Source organism: Granulicella sp. L60 (genome assembly GCF_009765825.1).
Taxonomy (GTDB): Bacteria; Acidobacteriota; Terriglobia; order Terriglobales; family Acidobacteriaceae; genus Edaphobacter.
Window position 1 is genome coordinate 26,069 of sequence record NZ_LMUR01000022.1, and the last position, 16,435, is coordinate 42,503.

The 16,435-nt window shown below is 60.0% G+C and carries 16 protein-coding genes; 8 read left to right on the top strand and 8 right to left on the bottom strand.

Annotation, left to right across the window (positions count from 1 at the left end):
• Nucleotides 1-49: 49 nt before the first annotated feature.
• The 3 genes from GSQ82_RS21070 to GSQ82_RS21080 all read left to right on the top strand — a co-directional run bounded on the left by GSQ82_RS21070 (nucleotide 50) and on the right by GSQ82_RS21080 (nucleotide 2,644).
• On the top strand, nucleotides 50-1,093 hold the full coding sequence (locus GSQ82_RS21070) for an LLM class flavin-dependent oxidoreductase (RefSeq protein ID WP_158794281.1): 1,044 nt from the start codon (nucleotides 50-52) through the stop codon (nucleotides 1,091-1,093).
• Between the two features lie 26 nt (nucleotides 1,094-1,119).
• Nucleotides 1,120-1,482, top strand: a complete 363-nt coding sequence (locus GSQ82_RS21075) for a hypothetical protein (RefSeq protein WP_158794282.1) — start codon at nucleotides 1,120-1,122, stop codon at nucleotides 1,480-1,482.
• A gap of 391 nt (nucleotides 1,483-1,873) precedes the next feature.
• Nucleotides 1,874-2,644 (top strand): alpha/beta hydrolase, encoded by a 771-nt coding sequence (locus GSQ82_RS21080; protein WP_158794283.1) that lies wholly within the window; start codon nucleotides 1,874-1,876, stop codon nucleotides 2,642-2,644.
• A gap of 183 nt (nucleotides 2,645-2,827) precedes the next feature.
• On the opposite strand, the gene GSQ82_RS21085 is transcribed toward GSQ82_RS21080, so the two are convergent.
• The 4 genes from GSQ82_RS21085 to GSQ82_RS21100 form a co-directional block, all read right to left on the bottom strand.
• Nucleotides 2,828-3,673: a class I SAM-dependent methyltransferase gene (locus tag GSQ82_RS21085; protein ID WP_158794284.1), complete on the bottom strand. Its 846-nt coding sequence runs from the start codon at nucleotides 3,671-3,673 to the stop codon at nucleotides 2,828-2,830.
• 44 nt (nucleotides 3,674-3,717) lie between these two features.
• A complete protein-coding gene (locus tag GSQ82_RS21090) occupies nucleotides 3,718-4,311 on the bottom strand; it encodes a DNA-3-methyladenine glycosylase I (protein ID WP_158794285.1) in 594 nt (197 codons plus the stop codon).
• A gap of 105 nt (nucleotides 4,312-4,416) precedes the next feature.
• The gene (gene accD, locus GSQ82_RS21095) at nucleotides 4,417-5,256 is read right to left on the bottom strand and encodes an acetyl-CoA carboxylase, carboxyltransferase subunit beta (protein ID WP_158794286.1); all 840 of its coding nucleotides are present in this window, start codon (nucleotides 5,254-5,256) and stop codon (nucleotides 4,417-4,419) included.
• 96 nt (nucleotides 5,257-5,352) lie between these two features.
• Nucleotides 5,353-7,059 carry an alpha-N-arabinofuranosidase gene (locus GSQ82_RS21100; RefSeq protein ID WP_174243127.1) on the bottom strand — a complete coding sequence of 569 codons (1,707 nt, stop codon included), beginning with the start codon at nucleotides 7,057-7,059 and terminating at the stop codon, nucleotides 5,353-5,355.
• A gap of 219 nt (nucleotides 7,060-7,278) precedes the next feature.
• Between GSQ82_RS21100 and GSQ82_RS21105 the strand changes: the two genes are divergently transcribed.
• Nucleotides 7,279-7,521 carry a hypothetical protein gene (locus GSQ82_RS21105; protein WP_158794287.1) on the top strand — a complete coding sequence of 81 codons (243 nt, stop codon included), beginning with the start codon at nucleotides 7,279-7,281 and terminating at the stop codon, nucleotides 7,519-7,521.
• A gap of 215 nt (nucleotides 7,522-7,736) precedes the next feature.
• Here GSQ82_RS21105 and cobO read toward each other — a convergent pair whose 3' ends face one another.
• Nucleotides 7,737-8,276, bottom strand: coding sequence for a cob(I)yrinic acid a,c-diamide adenosyltransferase (cobO, locus tag GSQ82_RS21110; protein ID WP_158794288.1), 540 nt, complete (start codon nucleotides 8,274-8,276; stop codon nucleotides 7,737-7,739).
• Nucleotides 8,277-8,728: 452 nt separating this feature from the next.
• Nucleotides 8,729-11,194 carry a Smr/MutS family protein gene (locus GSQ82_RS21115; protein WP_158794844.1) on the bottom strand — a complete coding sequence of 822 codons (2,466 nt, stop codon included), beginning with the start codon at nucleotides 11,192-11,194 and terminating at the stop codon, nucleotides 8,729-8,731.
• A gap of 224 nt (nucleotides 11,195-11,418) precedes the next feature.
• On the opposite strand from GSQ82_RS21115, the gene GSQ82_RS21120 reads away from it, so the two are divergent.
• Nucleotides 11,419-11,841: a hypothetical protein gene (locus GSQ82_RS21120; protein ID WP_158794289.1), complete on the top strand. Its 423-nt coding sequence runs from the start codon at nucleotides 11,419-11,421 to the stop codon at nucleotides 11,839-11,841.
• Between the two features lie 21 nt (nucleotides 11,842-11,862).
• A complete protein-coding gene (gene hemB / locus GSQ82_RS21125; RefSeq protein WP_158794290.1) occupies nucleotides 11,863-12,852 on the top strand; it encodes a porphobilinogen synthase in 990 nt (329 codons plus the stop codon).
• A 7-nt stretch (nucleotides 12,853-12,859) separates the two neighbouring features.
• Here hemB and GSQ82_RS21130 read toward each other — a convergent pair whose 3' ends face one another.
• Both GSQ82_RS21130 and GSQ82_RS21135 read right to left on the bottom strand, forming a co-directional pair.
• Entirely contained in the window at nucleotides 12,860-13,732 is an 873-nt protein-coding gene (locus GSQ82_RS21130; protein ID WP_158794291.1) for a hypothetical protein, read from the bottom strand.
• Nucleotides 13,729-13,935 carry a hypothetical protein gene (locus GSQ82_RS21135; RefSeq protein ID WP_158794292.1) on the bottom strand — a complete coding sequence of 69 codons (207 nt, stop codon included), beginning with the start codon at nucleotides 13,933-13,935 and terminating at the stop codon, nucleotides 13,729-13,731. Before GSQ82_RS21135 ends, GSQ82_RS21130 begins: the two co-directional genes overlap by 4 nt.
• Nucleotides 13,936-14,076: 141 nt before the next feature.
• On the opposite strand from GSQ82_RS21135, the gene lpdA reads away from it, so the two are divergent.
• Together lpdA and lipB are read left to right on the top strand one after the other, a co-directional pair.
• Entirely contained in the window at nucleotides 14,077-15,495 is a 1,419-nt protein-coding gene (lpdA, locus tag GSQ82_RS21140; RefSeq protein WP_158794293.1) for a dihydrolipoyl dehydrogenase, read from the top strand.
• A gap of 72 nt (nucleotides 15,496-15,567) precedes the next feature.
• Nucleotides 15,568-16,293, top strand: coding sequence for a lipoyl(octanoyl) transferase LipB (gene lipB / locus GSQ82_RS21145; protein ID WP_158794294.1), 726 nt, complete (start codon nucleotides 15,568-15,570; stop codon nucleotides 16,291-16,293).
• Nucleotides 16,294-16,435 lie beyond the last annotated feature (142 nt).

Consider the following 16,435-nt stretch of genomic DNA (forward strand, 5'->3'; position numbering starts at 1 on the left):
ACGTAACATCGAGAGATTACGGCGACAGTCGCCAGATGAGGTTCGCACGATGCAGATTGGGATTGATAGCTTTGCAGCACTGGTTCCAGACCCGATCACGGGTGTGACGGTGAGCGCGGAGGAGCGGATGGGCCATCTGCTGGAGGAGATCGCGCTGGCGGACGAGGTTGGTCTGGATGTGTTTGGACTGGGGGAGCATCATCGGGAGGAGTATCTCGACTCGGCGCCTGCGGTGATTCTGGGTGCGGCGGCGGCGCGGACCAAGCGCATACGGCTGACCAGCGCGGTGACGGTGTTGAGCGCGGCCGATCCGGTGCGGGTGTTTCAGAACTTCGCTACGCTGGATCTTCTATCGCACGGACGCGCGGAGATGGTGGTGGGGCGCGGATCGTTCATTGAGTCGTTTCCGCTGTTTGGGCTGAAGCTGGAAGACTACGATTCGCTATTTGTGGAGAAGCTGGATCTGCTGCTGGAGCTTCGCGAGAGTACGCATGTGAACTGGTCTGGAAAGCATCGCGCGGCGTTGACGGGGCAGGGTGTGTATCCGCGACCGTTACAAAACCCGATACCGATCTGGCTGGGTGTAGGTGGAACGCCGGAGTCGTTTGCGCGTGCGGGTGCGCTGGGGCTGCCGTTGATGGTGGCGATCATCGGTGGGGAGCCGCATCGCTTTCGTCCGCTGATCGATCTGTACCGAGAGGCGGGACACAGGGCGGGTCATCCAGCGGAGACGCTGAAGGTGGGGATTCATGCGTTGGGTTATGTCGCGAATACGGATCAGGAAGCCTCGGATGATTTCTTTCCGGGATATGCGGAGGCGTTTACGAAGATCGGGAGAGAGCGGGGATGGCCTCCCGTGACGCGTGCGCAGTTCGAGGCTCTGCGGCGGCCGACGGGTGCGCTGTTTGTGAGCGATGCCGAGACGGTGGTGGAGAAGGTGCTGCGTTTGAACGAGTCGCTTGGTGGTGTGGCGCGGCTGAGTTTTCAGATGAGTGTGGCGGCGCTGCCGCACGCGAAGCTGATGCGGGCGATTGAGCTGCTGGGAACGAAGGTTGCTCCGCTGGTGCGGAAGAGTCTGCCGGAGTTGTCGTAGAGTTGCGTGTAAGGAGATGACTGGCTATGAGCATTGGTATAAGGCAGACGCGGGCATTTTGGATATGCGCGGGAGTTGCGTTGATCAGTGCGCTGGTGAGCGCTTCGTTTTCGGTGGCTGCTTTGCAGGGTAAGGGCAACGGGGATGTGTATGCGATGTACGCGGCGTCGCGTAGTGTTGCGCTTCCGATTGTGGTTATCGTTGCGATGTGGCTGCGCTGGCGGCTGGGTGTGGCGGCTATGGCGCTGACGATGGCGTTGGTGCAGGTCTTCGACGGTGTGATTGGCGTAACGATGCATGATCCCTTTGAGACGTATGGGCCGTGGCTCTTTGCGGTGCTTGGTTTTGCGAGTGTTGCGATGTTGTTGCGGGATCGGCGCGATGCTTAGTTTGTGGGATGCTGCGATTTTGGTTTCGTAGTGTCTGACGAATGGATTTGCCAGACTTTGGTCGTAGGTAGCTGATGAGGGAGCACACCCCAGGGGCTGAAGCCCCAATTCTCGGCAGGGCCGGGAGGCCCAAGGCTAAAGCCTTGGGGTGCCTAGAAGCTGGAACATCTCTCTCCGCAGTGTAAAGCGAGCGCTTCGAGCAAATACAGGGCTTCTTCGCTTCGCTCAGAATGACGACAATTTTAGGTAGTGAGTAGTTTTGAATTAAACGAGTGAAGTTGCCAAAAACCTGACTTCGCAGAAACAAGAATTGCAGTAAAGTCGGGTTAGCTAAAAGTTCCAGATGCCTCGAAGCACCTGACTGAGCAGTTTTTACGAATAGAGGAAGCCGATGCGATCCGCACGACGGGTATTCAACATTATGGCCGTGGTGGTGGGAGTCCTATATGCGCTGGTCTGCGGGGCATTGTTCGTATTTCAGCGTTCGCTGATCTACTATCCGCAACCAAGGTTCAATCGCGAAGCGAGCACCCTAATGATCCTTTCGGTCGGAGCTGCGACAGTCCAAGTGTCCACCCATCCCCACGCTGGGCCCGCAGCGCTCATCTATTTTGGAGGTAATGCGGAAGATGTTTCGCTGGATATTCCGGATATTATCGATGCGTTTCCTGGCAGGGCCATTTACGCACTTCACTATCCCGGCTACGGCGGAAGCTCAGGCAGTCCGTCACAGCAGGCCATCTTCGCCGACTCTCTGGCGCTATTTGACCGAGTGCATGCCGAGCATCCAAACATCGTAGTTATCGGGCGAAGCCTTGGGTCTGGCGTCGCCGTCTGGATAGCCAGTCAGAGGCCCCTCGCGCGCCTTATCCTGGTCACTCCCTTCGACAGTCTCGGGGACGCCGCCGAGGAGCATTATCCTTTCGTGCCGGTACGCTGGCTCTTGCGCGATAAGTTTGAATCGTGGAGATACGCGCCTCAGGTGACGGCTCCAACTCGGATCATCGTCGCAGAAGACGACGAGGTAGTTCCACGCTCCAGCTCGGAGCGCCTGCGCACACGATTTCGAGAGGGCATTGTTTCTTATGTTGTCGTGCCCAAAGTTAAGCACAATACCATCCAGGACTGCCCAGGCTATTGGGCTCTTCTGAACAGTGAATAGGAGCAACTGCTCTGCATGTTCCTGCAAAACGGGGTTATGGGTAACTTCGTTTGTACCGGTCCTTAAGCTGACACACCACCCAATTTTCTACTCTAGAACGAGAGTGGACCTATCCTGGAAGGCAATGAATCGTACGCTACGAGAGCGGTGGATCCACTCTGGACCGACAATGAAGATGCACTACTAGAGTTGGGCGCTGAGGAGGCGGCCTGCGGCGCCGAGGAGCATGAGTTTGTCGGTGCGGTTGGCGAAGTAGCGGGAGTTGAGCTCGGGTGAGCCGAGGTCTTCGATGTTGTAGAAGGTGGTGAGTTCGGCGGCGATCTCGCGTGGGGTGAAGAAGAGTTTGAAGGGTTCGCCGGCCTGCTGGACGCGGGCGGCGAGAGAGTCGTGCGCGAGCTGTTCGCGGAAGGGCAGCGCGTGGCGGGGCTGGCCGTAGTCCATGACGAGGCCGCTGTTGCGTGGCTGCGCGGCGATGAAGTTGAGGGTCGATCGAAAGGCGGGGAGGGTGAGGTAGGGAACGACTCCGAGCCATGCGAAGAAGGATGGCGTGTGGGGGTCGAAGCCTGCGGCTTGAAGCTGCTCGGGCAGGGACTGATGTTCGAAGTCGATGGGGACGTAGGTGAGGTTGAGCGGAGTGGGGAGGCTGGTGGATGCGAGGAGTTCGCGCTTCCACTGCTGCGTGGCGGGATGATCGACCTCGAAGACGCGAAGGCCGGGGTGAGGGTTGCGGTGGGCGAAGGTGTCGAGACCTGCGCCGAGGAGGACGTACTGGGTGACGCCACCGGCGATGGCTGCGGCGAGGGTGTCTTCGGCGTAGCGGCTGCGGGCGACGAGGAAGGCGCGGAGGCCGACGGAGAAGGGACGGTCGGGGCGCGTGGGGGTACGGCGAAGATCTTCGGCGTAGGTGTCGCCGAGGATGGGGACGGCGATGGGGTCGTCGAGTACGAGCGGCTTCGCGTCGTAGAGTTGGTGCGCGGCTCGGCGCAGGGCTACGCGGAGAGCGGTTCTCGATGGGACGGAGGCTTGCATGCTGCTTCGAGTTTAGTGGTGCGGCTCGAAGGCGTGGGTTTCGCTCAGTTTTGTTTTGTTGTTTTCTTTGCGGATTGCTTGGCGACGGCGTTGCGGCGGAAGCAGTCTTCTGCGTGGTCGTTGACCATGCCGATGGCCTGCATCCATGCGTAGACGATGACGGGGCCGACGAACTTGAAGCCACGCTTCTTCAGGGTCTTCGAGATATCTTCGGAGAGGTCGGTTTTAGCGGGAACGTGGCCGGTAGTGTTGAGGATCGGCTTGCCGCCTGCGAGGCTCCAGACGAACTCGGAGAAGTCTTCGCCGGACTGCTGCATGGCGAGGTAGATCTTAGCGCCTGCGATGGTGGCTTCGATCTTGGCGCGGGCGCGGATGATGCCGGGGTTGGCCATGAGGCGGGTGATGTCTTTTTCGGTGTAGCGTGCGACGGCCTTAGGGTCGAAGCTGTGGAAGGCATCGCGGAAGCCGTCTCGCTTGCGCAGGATGATGAGCCAGGAGAGGCCGGCCTGGAAGCCTTCGAGCATGAGCATCTCCCAGAGCATGCGGCTGTCGCGCTGGGGGATGCCCCACTCTTCGTCGTGATAGGTGCGAAGGAGCGGGTCGCTCTCGGCCCAGGTGCAGCGGTGGAGGGTCTTCATGGATGCCTCTCTAGAAGATTATGTCTGCCGGACGGGCGCACTGCACGTGGGGTGGTCACTTCGTGACTTGTATAAACCTTCGGATGGTCCTCCCATCGGTCGGGATTAGACGGTCATCCAGCTTAGAGCCTGGATGAGGTACTGCTTCATCTCTTTGCGCGGCACGATGGCGTCGAGAAATCCGTGTTCGAGCAAAAACTCCGAGCGCTGAAAGCCCGGAGGAAGCTTCTGCCGAATCGTCTGCTCGATGACGCGAGGGCCAGCGAAGCCGATCAGAGCATTCGGCTCGGCGATATTGAGGTCGCCCAGCATGGCGAAGCTGGCGGTAACGCCGCCCGTAGTGGGATCGGTCATCACGGAGATGTACGGAATCTTCGCGTCATCCATACGAGCGAGGCCGGCGGAGATCTTCGCAAGCTGCATAAGCGACGCGATGCCCTCCATCATGCGTGCGCCGCCGGAGGCCGAGACGATGATGAGCGGATGCCGCGTGGCGAGTGAGCGGTCGACAGCGCGGGCGATCGTCTCGCCGACGACGGAGCCCATACTGCCGCCGATGAAGCTGTACTCCATGACGCTGAGCACGACCGGATGCGGGCCGAGGTTACCAATAGCGTTGACGATAGCGTCGTTGAGGCCGGTCTTCTTCTGGGCTTCGGCGAGGCGGCGTTTGTAGGGCTTCAGGTCGGTGAACTGAAGCGGGTCGGTCGAGCGGAGTTCGAGGTCGACCAGCTCGTAGCCTGGTTCGAGCAGGTTGTCGATACGCGAGCGGGCGTCGATGCGGAAGTGGTAGCCGCAGTGCGGACACACCTGCTGGTTGGCTTCCAGCTCAGCCTTGAAGAGGGCCTTGCCGCAGTCGGGGCAGCGGGTCCACAGACCCTCGGTCCGGACTGTCTTCTCCGAGTCGTTGACGATCTCGTTGTCTTCGCGCTTGAACCAACTCATCCGTGCTTGCCCTTCCGCTCGCCCTCGCGCTTCCAAGGTGCCTTGCCCATTGTATCGGGATGTCGCGACATACGCGATTGGAGCGAGGCCGGCCAGCTAGGCGAGGGTCAGTTGAAGCGTAGTGACGGAGGCTGCGGGAAACGTGTGGAGAAGGCGTCCGGCGGTGGGTTGGCCGACGGTGGCGGGGCGCGGATGGACGGCGTTGGGGTGGTCGAAGTCGTTATGGGCGTGGATGTCCGTCTCGCTCAGGACGGTGCCGGTGGCGCTGGCGATGCTGGATCCGTGGAGGACGATCTCCGTAGTGACCGGCTGGTCGAGGTGCGGATTGACGACCGTGAGGGTGACTTGCTTTCCATTGCCGCTGGGCGAGATAGACGCCGAGCCGCTGAGACCAGCGAGAGTTTTCACCGCTTCAAGCGAGCCGCGATAGCTATTGCCGCCCACGGGGATGGGCGCATTGGCGAGCGGGTTGGCGATCGATGGCGAGCTGAACTCCGCGCGGACGGCCTGCGCGCCGCTGTGGGGCAGGTACATCTGGAAGACGTGGAAGGTCGGAGTGACGGTGAATCGGTCGCCCTGCGCAAGCATCAGGGAGTGGATGCAGTTGATCGACTGCGCCACATTGGCCACGGCGACCTTATCGGCGTGGCGCTGAAAGATGTCGAGCGTGATGCCGCTGAGCAGGGCGTCGCGCATGGTGGACTGCTGCGAGAGGTTGTACTCGGGTGCAAGCTCCGTGCCCTTGCCGTACCACGCGCCCCACTCGTCGACGACGAGCTTCACCTGCGGCTGGCCGTCGGTGGTGCCCATGGCGTGCCAGTGGTCGGTGATCACGCGCTCCATGATGCTGCCGCGTGTCAGCAGGTCGTAGAACTCGTCGTTGGTGAAGTTGAGAGCGTCACCAGCAGCGAACTTAGCGGCGCTGCCGGAGGTGTAGTAGTGCACGGAGAGTCCCCACAGGTGACGTCGCTCGGGGTTGGCGTAGAGAGCTTTGAAGAGACGTGCGGTCCAATCAACGTCGTCGCCATTTGGTCCGACGGCGACAAAACGGAGGGGCTTCTTGCCGTAGCTTGGCGTCCAGGCAGTGTAGCGGCGGAACTCGGCGGCGTACTCCTCGGGCGTGAGGTTGCCGCCGCAACCCCAGCTCTCGTTGCCCACGCCCCATAGATCGACGTTGAAGGGTTCGGGGTCGCCGTTGGCTGCACGCTGCGAGGCGAGGGCGTCGGGAACGGCCTTCGCGGCGGAGTTGCAAGGTACGTCGCCCGCGGGAGCGTTGCAGTACTCGATCTCCTGGTAGAAGTCGCGCGCAGGCAGCGAGCGCAGATCGGCGGCGAGGTAGGGTTTGCAGCCGATGGCGCGGCAGGTATGCATGAACTCGTGGAGGCCGTACTGGTTGTTGTCCTGCTGGTCCCAGAAACCGGCGCGTGCGGGGCGCTTGCTTGCAGGGCCGATGCCGTCGCGCCAGTCGTAGCTGTCGGCGAAGCAGCCGCCGGGCCAGCGGAGGACGGGCGCTTTGACGGCGCGCATGGTGTCGATGAAGGCTCTGCGGACGCCGCCGATGTTGGGGATCTTCGAGTCGGTGCCGACCCAGACGCCGTCGTAGATGACGCCGCCGAGCTGCTCGATGAAGTGCGAGTAGATCTCGGGGGAGATAGTGCCGATGGGCTCCGCCGGGAGGATGTCGATGCGTGCGTCCGCCTGGGTGGCCTGGGCGAGAAGTGTGGAGCCGCGCAGGGCGATCGAAGAGGCGGCGAGGGTGGAGGCCTTGAGGAAGGAGCGTCGCGAGGAAGAGCTTGGGGACATTTGAGTAAACGTTCTCCGATGAGAGTTCACAATATACAGTCGAGGAACTCTCGTGCAAGTTATTTGCGATATACGCAGAGATTTTTCAAATACTTTGAGGATTGCCGGTGCTATCGAATGCAAGTTTGCGACGGGTTCAGTACAGGGGGTGGATAGATGCGGGAGAAGAAACTCTGCGCGGCAATGTATCGTTTGACAGAGCGCTGCATGGAGGGCTGATTGCCGTATATCTTTCTCGATAAGATCTTTCACGAGTTGCGGAGTGAACTGCTCTCCGCAATGCATACGGCTGTGGAGCGCGAGGGGCGCAATGGGCGGATCGATGTAGACAGGATGTTTCGCACGTTTACGCGGACGGCTGCGGGAAAGTGCGCGAATCCGCAGCGCGTGTCGGATAAGTGCGTGGCGGAGACGACGACCTCGAGACCAAGGCGTGGCAAGGATGCTCGCATTGAGGAGTAACTGCGCGAGAAGATATGTCCTGCCGGACGGGCCCACTGCACGTGGGGTGGGCGTTTGCACGCCTCTTTAAACCTTCGGGTGGCTCTCCCGTTGGTCGAGATGATGATTGCCGACCAGCGGGAGGCCCACAGCCAATCATCCTGCCACGACAAGGTATACGAGTCACGAAGTGACCTCCCGCCGAGCAGGCGGCCCGTCCGGCAGGACAGAATCTTCTAAAATTCAATACCCCGCTGGGCGAGAATTCCCTTTTCGTAGGCATGCTTTACCTCGCGCATCTCGGTCACCGTGTCAGCCAGCTCGACCAGGATGGGGTGGGCGTTGCGGCCAGTGAGGATGACATGCAGCATCTCGGGCTTCTGGCGCAGCACCTCCGCGACCTTCTCGGGGTCGAGCATCTTGTAGCCGATGGCGTAGTTGATCTCGTCTAGGACGATGAGGTCCCAGTCGCCGGAGAGGATCGCGGCTGCGGCCTCGGCCCAGGCGTCTTCGACCATCTTGAGGTCTTCAGGATCGGTCTCGGCGCCACCGACTTTGACGAAGCCGCGGCCAAGCTGGCGGATGACGAAGTCTTCACCGAGAGCGGCGGCGGAGTCGAGCTCGCCGTAGTGCCAGGAGCCTTTGAGGAACTGGAGGATCAGTACCCGCATACCGTTGCCCGCAGCGCGAAAGGCGGTGCCGAGGGCGGCGGTGGTCTTGCCCTTGCCGGGGCCGGTGTTGATCAGGATGAGGCCGCGACGGGAGGTTTCAGTCATGTAGATAGAGGTACATGGGTGAAGGGACAGAGCGCAACTGCAGATGCGTCCTGCCGGACGGGCCCACTGCTCGTGGGGAGGTCACTTCGTGACTTGTATACCCTTCGGGTGGCCCTCCCGTTGGTCGGGAGCAATGACGATTGCCGACCAGCGGGAGGCCCTCAGGTGATGATCCTGCCACGACAAGGTATACGAGTCACGAAGTGACCTCCCGCTGAGCAGGCGGCCTGTCCGGCAGGACATAATCTTCTAAAAAGCATAGCCTCTCACTTGACAACAAAAGCAGTAGAAAACGCACCAGTTTCAGTGCATCTCCGCCGCCTCAATTTTTTACCACCTAAAAGCACAAAACCCGCGTCGTTCCTGCCCCCGCACCACGCGAACAACCGCCTAATTACCACAACTTACCACCAGGAAACCACCAACTCACCACACGCCAACCACAGGCAGAATCACTGGCGCAGCTCAACCTCGGTCGCGCCCTGTCCCCCCTGATTCTGCGGCGGTTCGGTGACGGTCGTGACATGTGGATGGCTCCTCAGATACTCCCGCAGCGTGCGCCGAAGCACCCCCATCCCGGTGCCGTGCACAATCCGAATCCGAGGCAGCCCAGCCAGAAACGCTCGGTCCAAAAAGCGCTCCACCTCCGTCTGCGCCTCATCTGCCGTACGCCCGATCACGTTGATTTCAGAGGTCATATAGTCCGTATCGTCGTTCACCGTGGCCACCGTAACCCCGCCCCGCCGACGCGCAGCCTCAAGCGGCGTCACCACCTTCACCGACTCCACCTCTGCGATATCTTCAATGCCAGCCCGCATCTTCATCTGCCCCATCGAAACCTCGAACGTCTTCGCATCGACAACGCGATCCACCCGCGCCTGACGTCCAAGCGACTTCAACTTCACCAGATCTCCTACCTTGATGCCCTTTGGAATGTGCGGCTTGGCGTTCGGATCGTTCTTGTCCGCACGCGAAGTATGCGCCACCACCGTAGAGTTGAACTGCTCCGAAAACTCCCTCCGCAGCGTAGCCATGCGCCGGTCCGAGTCGCGAGCGATCTTCTGCGCCACAGCCTTATCGTCGATAGCCTTCACCGTCTCCCGCAGCTGATAAGCAAAGTCTTCGATGAGCGAATTGAGCTTCGCTTCAAGCTCCTTCGTCCGCGCCTTCTGTTCAACCCTTCCTTCCACCTCAACGCGAGCCTTCTCGCGAGACAGTTCGCGCTCGCGCTGCTGCATCACCTCGCGTTCCGCCTGAGCTGCGGAGAGTTGCTCATGCAGTTGATCGAGAAACGCCCCAATATCAGTAGTCTGCGTGGTCAACTGCGCCCGCGCCGCCGCGATAATCTCCGGCGACATACCCAGCCGAGCAGCGATATTGAGACCCGCAGAGACGCCGGGTACGCCGAGACGAAGCTCATATGTCGGCGTCAGCGTCTCCTGATCGAAGCCAACCGCAGCGTTGAGAACGCCCGCACGATTCGCGGCATAGACCTTCAGCGAAGTAAGGTGAGTGGTGATGCAGCACCACGAATCGAGCTTGAGAAAGTGTGTCGCGATAGCGACGGCAAGGGCTGCACCCTCTTCCGGATCGGTGGCAGATCCCAACTCATCCAGAAGCACCAAGGAATCAGCTGTAGCCTCACGCGAGATGCGATCCAGATTGACGACGTGCGCGGAGAAACTCGAAAGATTACGTTCAATAGACTGCGCATCGCCGATATCGGCGTAGATGCTGGTGAAGATCGGTAGTTTCGCCTCTTCCGCTGGCACCGGAATACCTGACTGCGCCATCAGGGACAGCAATCCAAGTGTCTTGAGCGAGACGGTCTTGCCGCCCGTGTTTGGTCCGCTAATGATGAGTTGCTTCGCGTCGACCGGAAGCGCAACGGTAAGTGGAACCGGCGTCGTGTACTCCTCATCTGCGGCCAGCGCTGCGGCACGCATACGAAGTTCGAGCAAGGGATGACGCGCCGCGATGAGCGACAACTCCTGTGTAAATATTGGTCGCACGCAGTTCAGCGTCTCTGCGAATCGCGCGCGGGCAGCATGGGACTCGACCTCCGCGAGAATACAGCACCCCAGATGAATAGCCACAGCCTGCTGACCCAGGGCATGGGTCATCGCGACGAGGATTCGATGAATTTCGGATTGCTCTTCATCGAGAAGCCGGACGAGCTCGTTGTTCTGTTCGATGGTCTCAAGAGGCTCAACGAAGACCGTCTGGCCGGACGAAGAAGACCCATGAATTACGCCTGGGACACGGCGTTTGAACTCGACCTTCACCGGAATAACGAAGCGATCGCCTCGAATGGTGATGAGATCTTCCTGCGTGCTGCCGCCTTCGCTGAGGCCGCGCAGCGATTTGCGCAAGCTCTCTTCGATGGCGCGATGCTGGCGTTCCATCGCTCGTCGGATGCGTCGTAGTTCGGGTGAAGCGTCATCGTTCAGGCTGCCGTCAGCCTCGATCTTGCCGCGCAGCAGACGAAGCAGAGGAGCCAGATCATAGTCCAGCAAGGGCGCGGAGAGTGCGGCGATACTGGGCCACTCATAGTGAGTGCCGTTGGGCGGTGGGTCGATCATGTTGCGCCACGCGGCGACGCGCTCTACAACAGTAAGCAGATCGCGAATCTCGGTGGACTCAAGTGCCGCGCCGTCGATACGAGCCTTGTCGAGGAGCACCGTCGGGTCGAACAAGCCGCGGAACTCGAAGCTGCCGCCGCGAAGTAGCATCGATCGGAGCTCAGCGGTGCGCTGCTGCTGTTGATCGATCCACACCAGGTCGGCACAGGGTTCGAGAGCGAGAATCCAAGCCCGCCCGAGAGGAGAGAAGGTGCGGTCGGCGATATAGTCGCGGAGGCGCATCCACTCCAGCGCCGTTGCGCTCGATTCGCGAAGCGGCGAGGGGATGATCGGCAAAAGTTCTAGAACATTCACATCTTTTATCGTAACCTCGCGTGGAACCGCCGATCATCTGCCTGCGTAGCAGAGAGAGCGCGGGCCAGCGCCATAGTGGTTGGAGGTGTGAGATGGTCTGTCAGGGATGCGGAGCTCAATTCGCGGACGACGTTCATTTTTGCTCTAGATGCGGGAACCCAGTTACTGCCGCGCAGCCGGCGTATAGGACGTATCCTCAACAACCTATGCCTGTGTTGATACCCCGCGTTCAGCAACATATCCAGGCGCTGGGCACTCTCTGGTGCCTCTTCGGGGCGTACCGAATCATCGGCGGACTCTTCGGAATGCTTGTACTTCGCGTAGTTACAATGCGCGGATTTGGCAGCGACTGGCCGTTCAATCACTATCATGGGCAGTTTGGGTCGCCGTGGCTGGCCTCTTTCCTTCCATTCATCGCTATTTATACAGTGGTTATGGCTGGACTAGCTCTATTTGTCGGCTATAGCCTGCTCACGCGCAAACCCTGGGGCAGAACCACCGCAATCGTCGTTGGAGTTCTTGCATTGTTGAAGCCTCTCTTAGGCACTGCGCTGGGAATTTATACGCTGTGGGTTCTGGCTCCATCAGACTCTGCAGCGGAGTATGAGGCGATCGCAGACCGCAGCTGAGGCTGGAAGTAAACTGACTGTATGAACTTTCCTGCTACACGTCTTCGCCGTCTTCGTCGTACGGATGCGATGCGATCGCTCGTCCGCGAGACCCATCTTCACGCCGGAGCACTGATCTATCCGCTCTTTATCTGTCCCGGCGAAGGGATTCGTCATGAGATCAGCTCGATGCCTGGTGTCTTCAACCTCTCGATTGACGAGGCTGTGAAGGAGGCGGAGATCTGTGCCTCGCTCGGACTGGGCGGGCTGCTTCTGTTTGGACTACCGGCAGAGAAGGACGAGCAGGGCACTGGAGCATGGATGGAAGACGGAATCGTGCAACAGGCTCTGAGAGCAATCAAGAAGAACCGCGCTCTCGATTCGCTGGTGACAATTGCCGATGTATGCCTCTGTGAATACACCTCGCACGGCCACTGCGGCGTCGTGGCGCGAGACGGTGAGCACTACGAGATCGATAATGACTCGAGTATCTCCCTCATCGCAAAGACGGCTGCCTCGCTGGCCAAAGCGGGCGCGGACATCGTGGCTCCTTCGGACATGATGGATGGTCGTGTCGAAGCCATTCGCGAAGCGCTTGATGCAAGCGGACAGGAACAGATTCCCGTGATGAGCTACGCGTCGAAGTTCGCTTCCGCGTTCTATGGTCCGTTTCGCGAAGCAGCGGACTCCGCACCGCAGTTCGGCGATCGCAGAAGCTACCAGATGGACGGCGCAAATATCCGCGAAGCTATGCGCGAGATCGACCAGGATATCGCGGAGGGTGCGGACATGCTCCTGATGAAGCCTGCGATGCCTTATCTCGATGTGATTCGAGCTGCCCGCGAGCGCTACGATCTGCCGATGGGAGCGTATCAGGTGTCGGGCGAATACTCCATGCTGCACGCGGCGTTTCAGCGCGGATGGCTTGAGCCGGAGCGCGCCATGATGGAGTCCCTGCTATCGATCCGGCGTGCCGGCGCGGACTTTATCGTTACTTACTTTGCGAAGGATGCTGCGAGGGTACTCGCGTGAAGAGGAGTCATGATTGCTCCCCTTCGTCTGAGGTCTCCGATGGCAGCGGCGTAATCATCACGCCAGCGCCCAACTCCTGTTCGACGAAATCAATATCGCTCGGCTCGACATAGCGGACGTTGTAGCTCGTGAGACTGCTGGCGACCAGGTACAAATTCGAACCGGGAACTGCAGCCCAGTAGCCTTCGTTTGACTTGAAGATGCCAGCGGCGCGGTCGCGGGCGATCTGATCGCGGCGGAAACGCTGCGCATTGATGAGGAAGATGCCTTCGAGCTTTCCATCCTGATCCGTGAACCAGTTCACGAGGCGACCGCGATAGAGAACGTTCAACGTAGAGAGTGCATCGATCTCGACCACTGTTCTGGGATCGTTGGAGTGCAGTGAGAGTGTAGTGAAGAGGACCTGCCACTCAGAGACGTTCTTCAGTAGAAACCGGTCGCAGAGCGTGCGAAGAAATGAGCCATCCGCATAGTCGCCGTAGCCTCGGACGACGCGCCCAATCTGCCAGCCTTCCACCGCGCAGAGCATCCAGAGCAGGCCGACGAAGCGAGCCTGTTCGGCTGCGGCTCGAAAGTAGGCTGAGAGCAGTGTGGGGGAGCCCCTGTTCGTGTCAGATACGAGCGAGGAGAGGATGGTGCGATAAGCCTCGCGCTTACCCATGGAGCCTTGAATCGTCGGATGGCTACCGAGCGGGGTGTGCAGCAGCAGCCAAGCAAGCAGAAAGGGAATCACGGTAACCAGCACGGAGAAGACGATCTCTTCCGTACGTGTTCGTTGAAACCGCTTGCTGGAGATATAGAAAGAGAAGGTAAGCCGGTAAATCGCACCAGGAGCAAGCAGATACGCTACCAGAAGGAATCCGGCAACGATCGCGATCAACGCGCGCCTGGCTCACGTTGGATGAGGTAGCGATTGCCATGCCCATCGGTAAAGATCGACTGGCCGGTGCTGTTCAGATCGGCCCTGATCTGCTCGCTGACCTCGCGGAGCCTGGAACGTAACTCTCCCCCGAAGCCGCTGCTGGAGCTGGCCGAGGTTGGCTTCCGAAGTGTCCGCGTGAGTTCTGCTACGTCGCTAACCATTGATTCTCCACAACATTCCCACAGGTCTATTATGACGCAGATGTCAAGGCCAAATGCCAGATCCTGCGGCCAGGAATCTAAAAAGTAAGTGGAGAATCGAATAAGATAGTGCGTGTTGGTTCACATACATGGAGTGTTCCCTTGGCAGATACGATCTTTGATGTAGTAGTACTTGGCGGCGGTCCGGCTGGATATACCTGCGCGATCCGCGCCTCGCAATATGGCCTGAAGGCCGCCCTGATTGACGCGAACGACCGACTAGGCGGCACATGCCTGCTCTGGGGCTGCATTCCTACGAAGGCAATGCTGTTTTCGGCGGAGCTGTGGGACCATCTGAAGCACGCCGACCGCTATGGCATCGACGGCGTAACGCCCACGCTCAACTGGAAGGGTCTACTGGCGCGCAAGGACGATGTCATCTCCCGTCATGTCAAGGGTCTGGACTTCCTGATGAAGAAGAACAAGATCAACGCCATCAAGGGCTACGGCCGCCTCACCAGCCCGGCCAAGGATGGGGTCCACACCATCGAGGTCAAGCTCGCCGACGGCAAGACCGACACCATAAAGGCGAAGAAGGTAGTGCTCGCGACCGGCTCCGATGCTCGGATGCTGCCCGGCTACACGCCCGATGACACGATCCTGACCAACTACGAGATTCTCAAGATCGACCAGATGCCGAAATCGCTCGTCGTCGTCGGCTCCGGCGCAGTGGGCGTCGAGTTCGCCTCGATCTTCAAGAGTTTTGGTGCCGAAGTGACCATCCTCGAGGCTCTGCCGCGCATGGTCAACGCCGAAGACGAAGACATCAGCAAGGAACTGGCGCGGCTCTTCAAGAAGCGCGGCATCGATGTGCATGTCTCGGCTAAGGTCGACAAGCTCGAGAAGAATAAGGACGGCGTGCTCGTTCACTTTACGAAGTCGGATGGCAAGGGCGACACCAAACAGGCGGAGAAGGTTCTGGTTGCAGTCGGACGTTCGCCGCGCACCTCAGACATCGGCCTCGACAAGACAAAGATCACACCCGATCGCGGCTTCATCGTCACCAACGAGTGGATGGAGACGACCGAGCCCGGTGTCTACGCGATCGGCGATATCGTCGCCGGCCTGCCGCAACTCGCTCATGTCGGCAGCATGGCTGGCCTGGTGGTAGCGGCGCGTATTGCAGGGAAGTATGCGAGACCTGTAAACCGCACCCGCATCCCCGGCTGCACCTACACCGATCCCCAGATCGCCAGCGTCGGCCTTACTGAGGCCCAGGCCAAAGAGAAGGGCTTCCAGGTAAAGACCGGCAAGTTCCCATTCGTCGGCAACTCCAAGGCGACCATCCTCGACGCGCACGATGGCTTCGTCAAGGTCGTTGCGGATGCGAAGCACGGCGAGATCCTGGGCGTCCACATCATCGGGCCTTATGCCACGGAGATCATCGCCGAATGCGTCACCGCCATCGAACTGGAGGCGACCATCGAAGAGATGATGTTCACCATCCACGCGCACCCAACCGTCGCCGAGGCCCTGCTGGACGGCTTCTCAAGCGTCGAGGGCATGGCAGTCAACGTCTAGCGCTAATCCATCGAAGATGCAGCCCGCTCCCAGTTCGGCTGCATCTTCTAGCCCTTATCACCAACAACGCTTGTGCACATCAACCTTCTCCATCTCGGTCGAATCTCTTATGCGGAGGGACTGGCGATCCAGCAGCAGGTCATCGCTGCGCGCAAGCAGGGTCTGATTGAAGACACCCTCCTCTTGCTCGAACATCCGCCTGTCCTCACGCTTGGCCGAAATGCGCATCGCTCAAACATTCTGGCCAGCGACGAGTTACTCACCCATCGCGGCGTCGAGCTGCACGAGGTCAACCGTGGTGGCGACGTCACCTATCACGGCCCAGGCCAGCTCGTCGGCTACCCGATCATCGACCTACGCGGCAACCTCCCAGGCAAAAAAGGTCCCCACCTCGGTCCCGTAGACTACGTCCGCTTGCTCGAAGAGGCACTTATCCGCACCTGCGGCGACTTCGGCGTCATGACCCAACGAATATGCAAGCTGACCGGCGTCTGGACCATCGCCGGAGGCAGCATTCGCGAAAAAAAGATCGCCGCCATCGGCGTTCACGTCTCGCAAGGCATCACCTCCCATGGGTTCGCGCTCAATGTCACCACCGACCTCCGCGACTTCGACTGGATCGTCCCCTGCGGCATCACCGACCGCCAGGTCACCAGCCTCGAGTTCGAAGCCGACTCCGATCGCCAACCCACCATGGAGACCGCGCTTAACGCAACGGCCCGCAACTTCGGCCGCGTCTTCGAACGCCAGATGCTCTGGTGCAACTCAATAGAGGAGATTCTTGCCCAACCTGCCTGACCGGATTGTTCGCTTACCGCACGGGCCGGCCAGCAATCGCGCGACCGCCGTATAATCCCATACGTATCGGCTCCACTGCGCGCCTGCTTGGTTTGCGCTGAAATTTAGCCGTCGCACCTGGTTTTGAGGGAGAAGAAAAGTT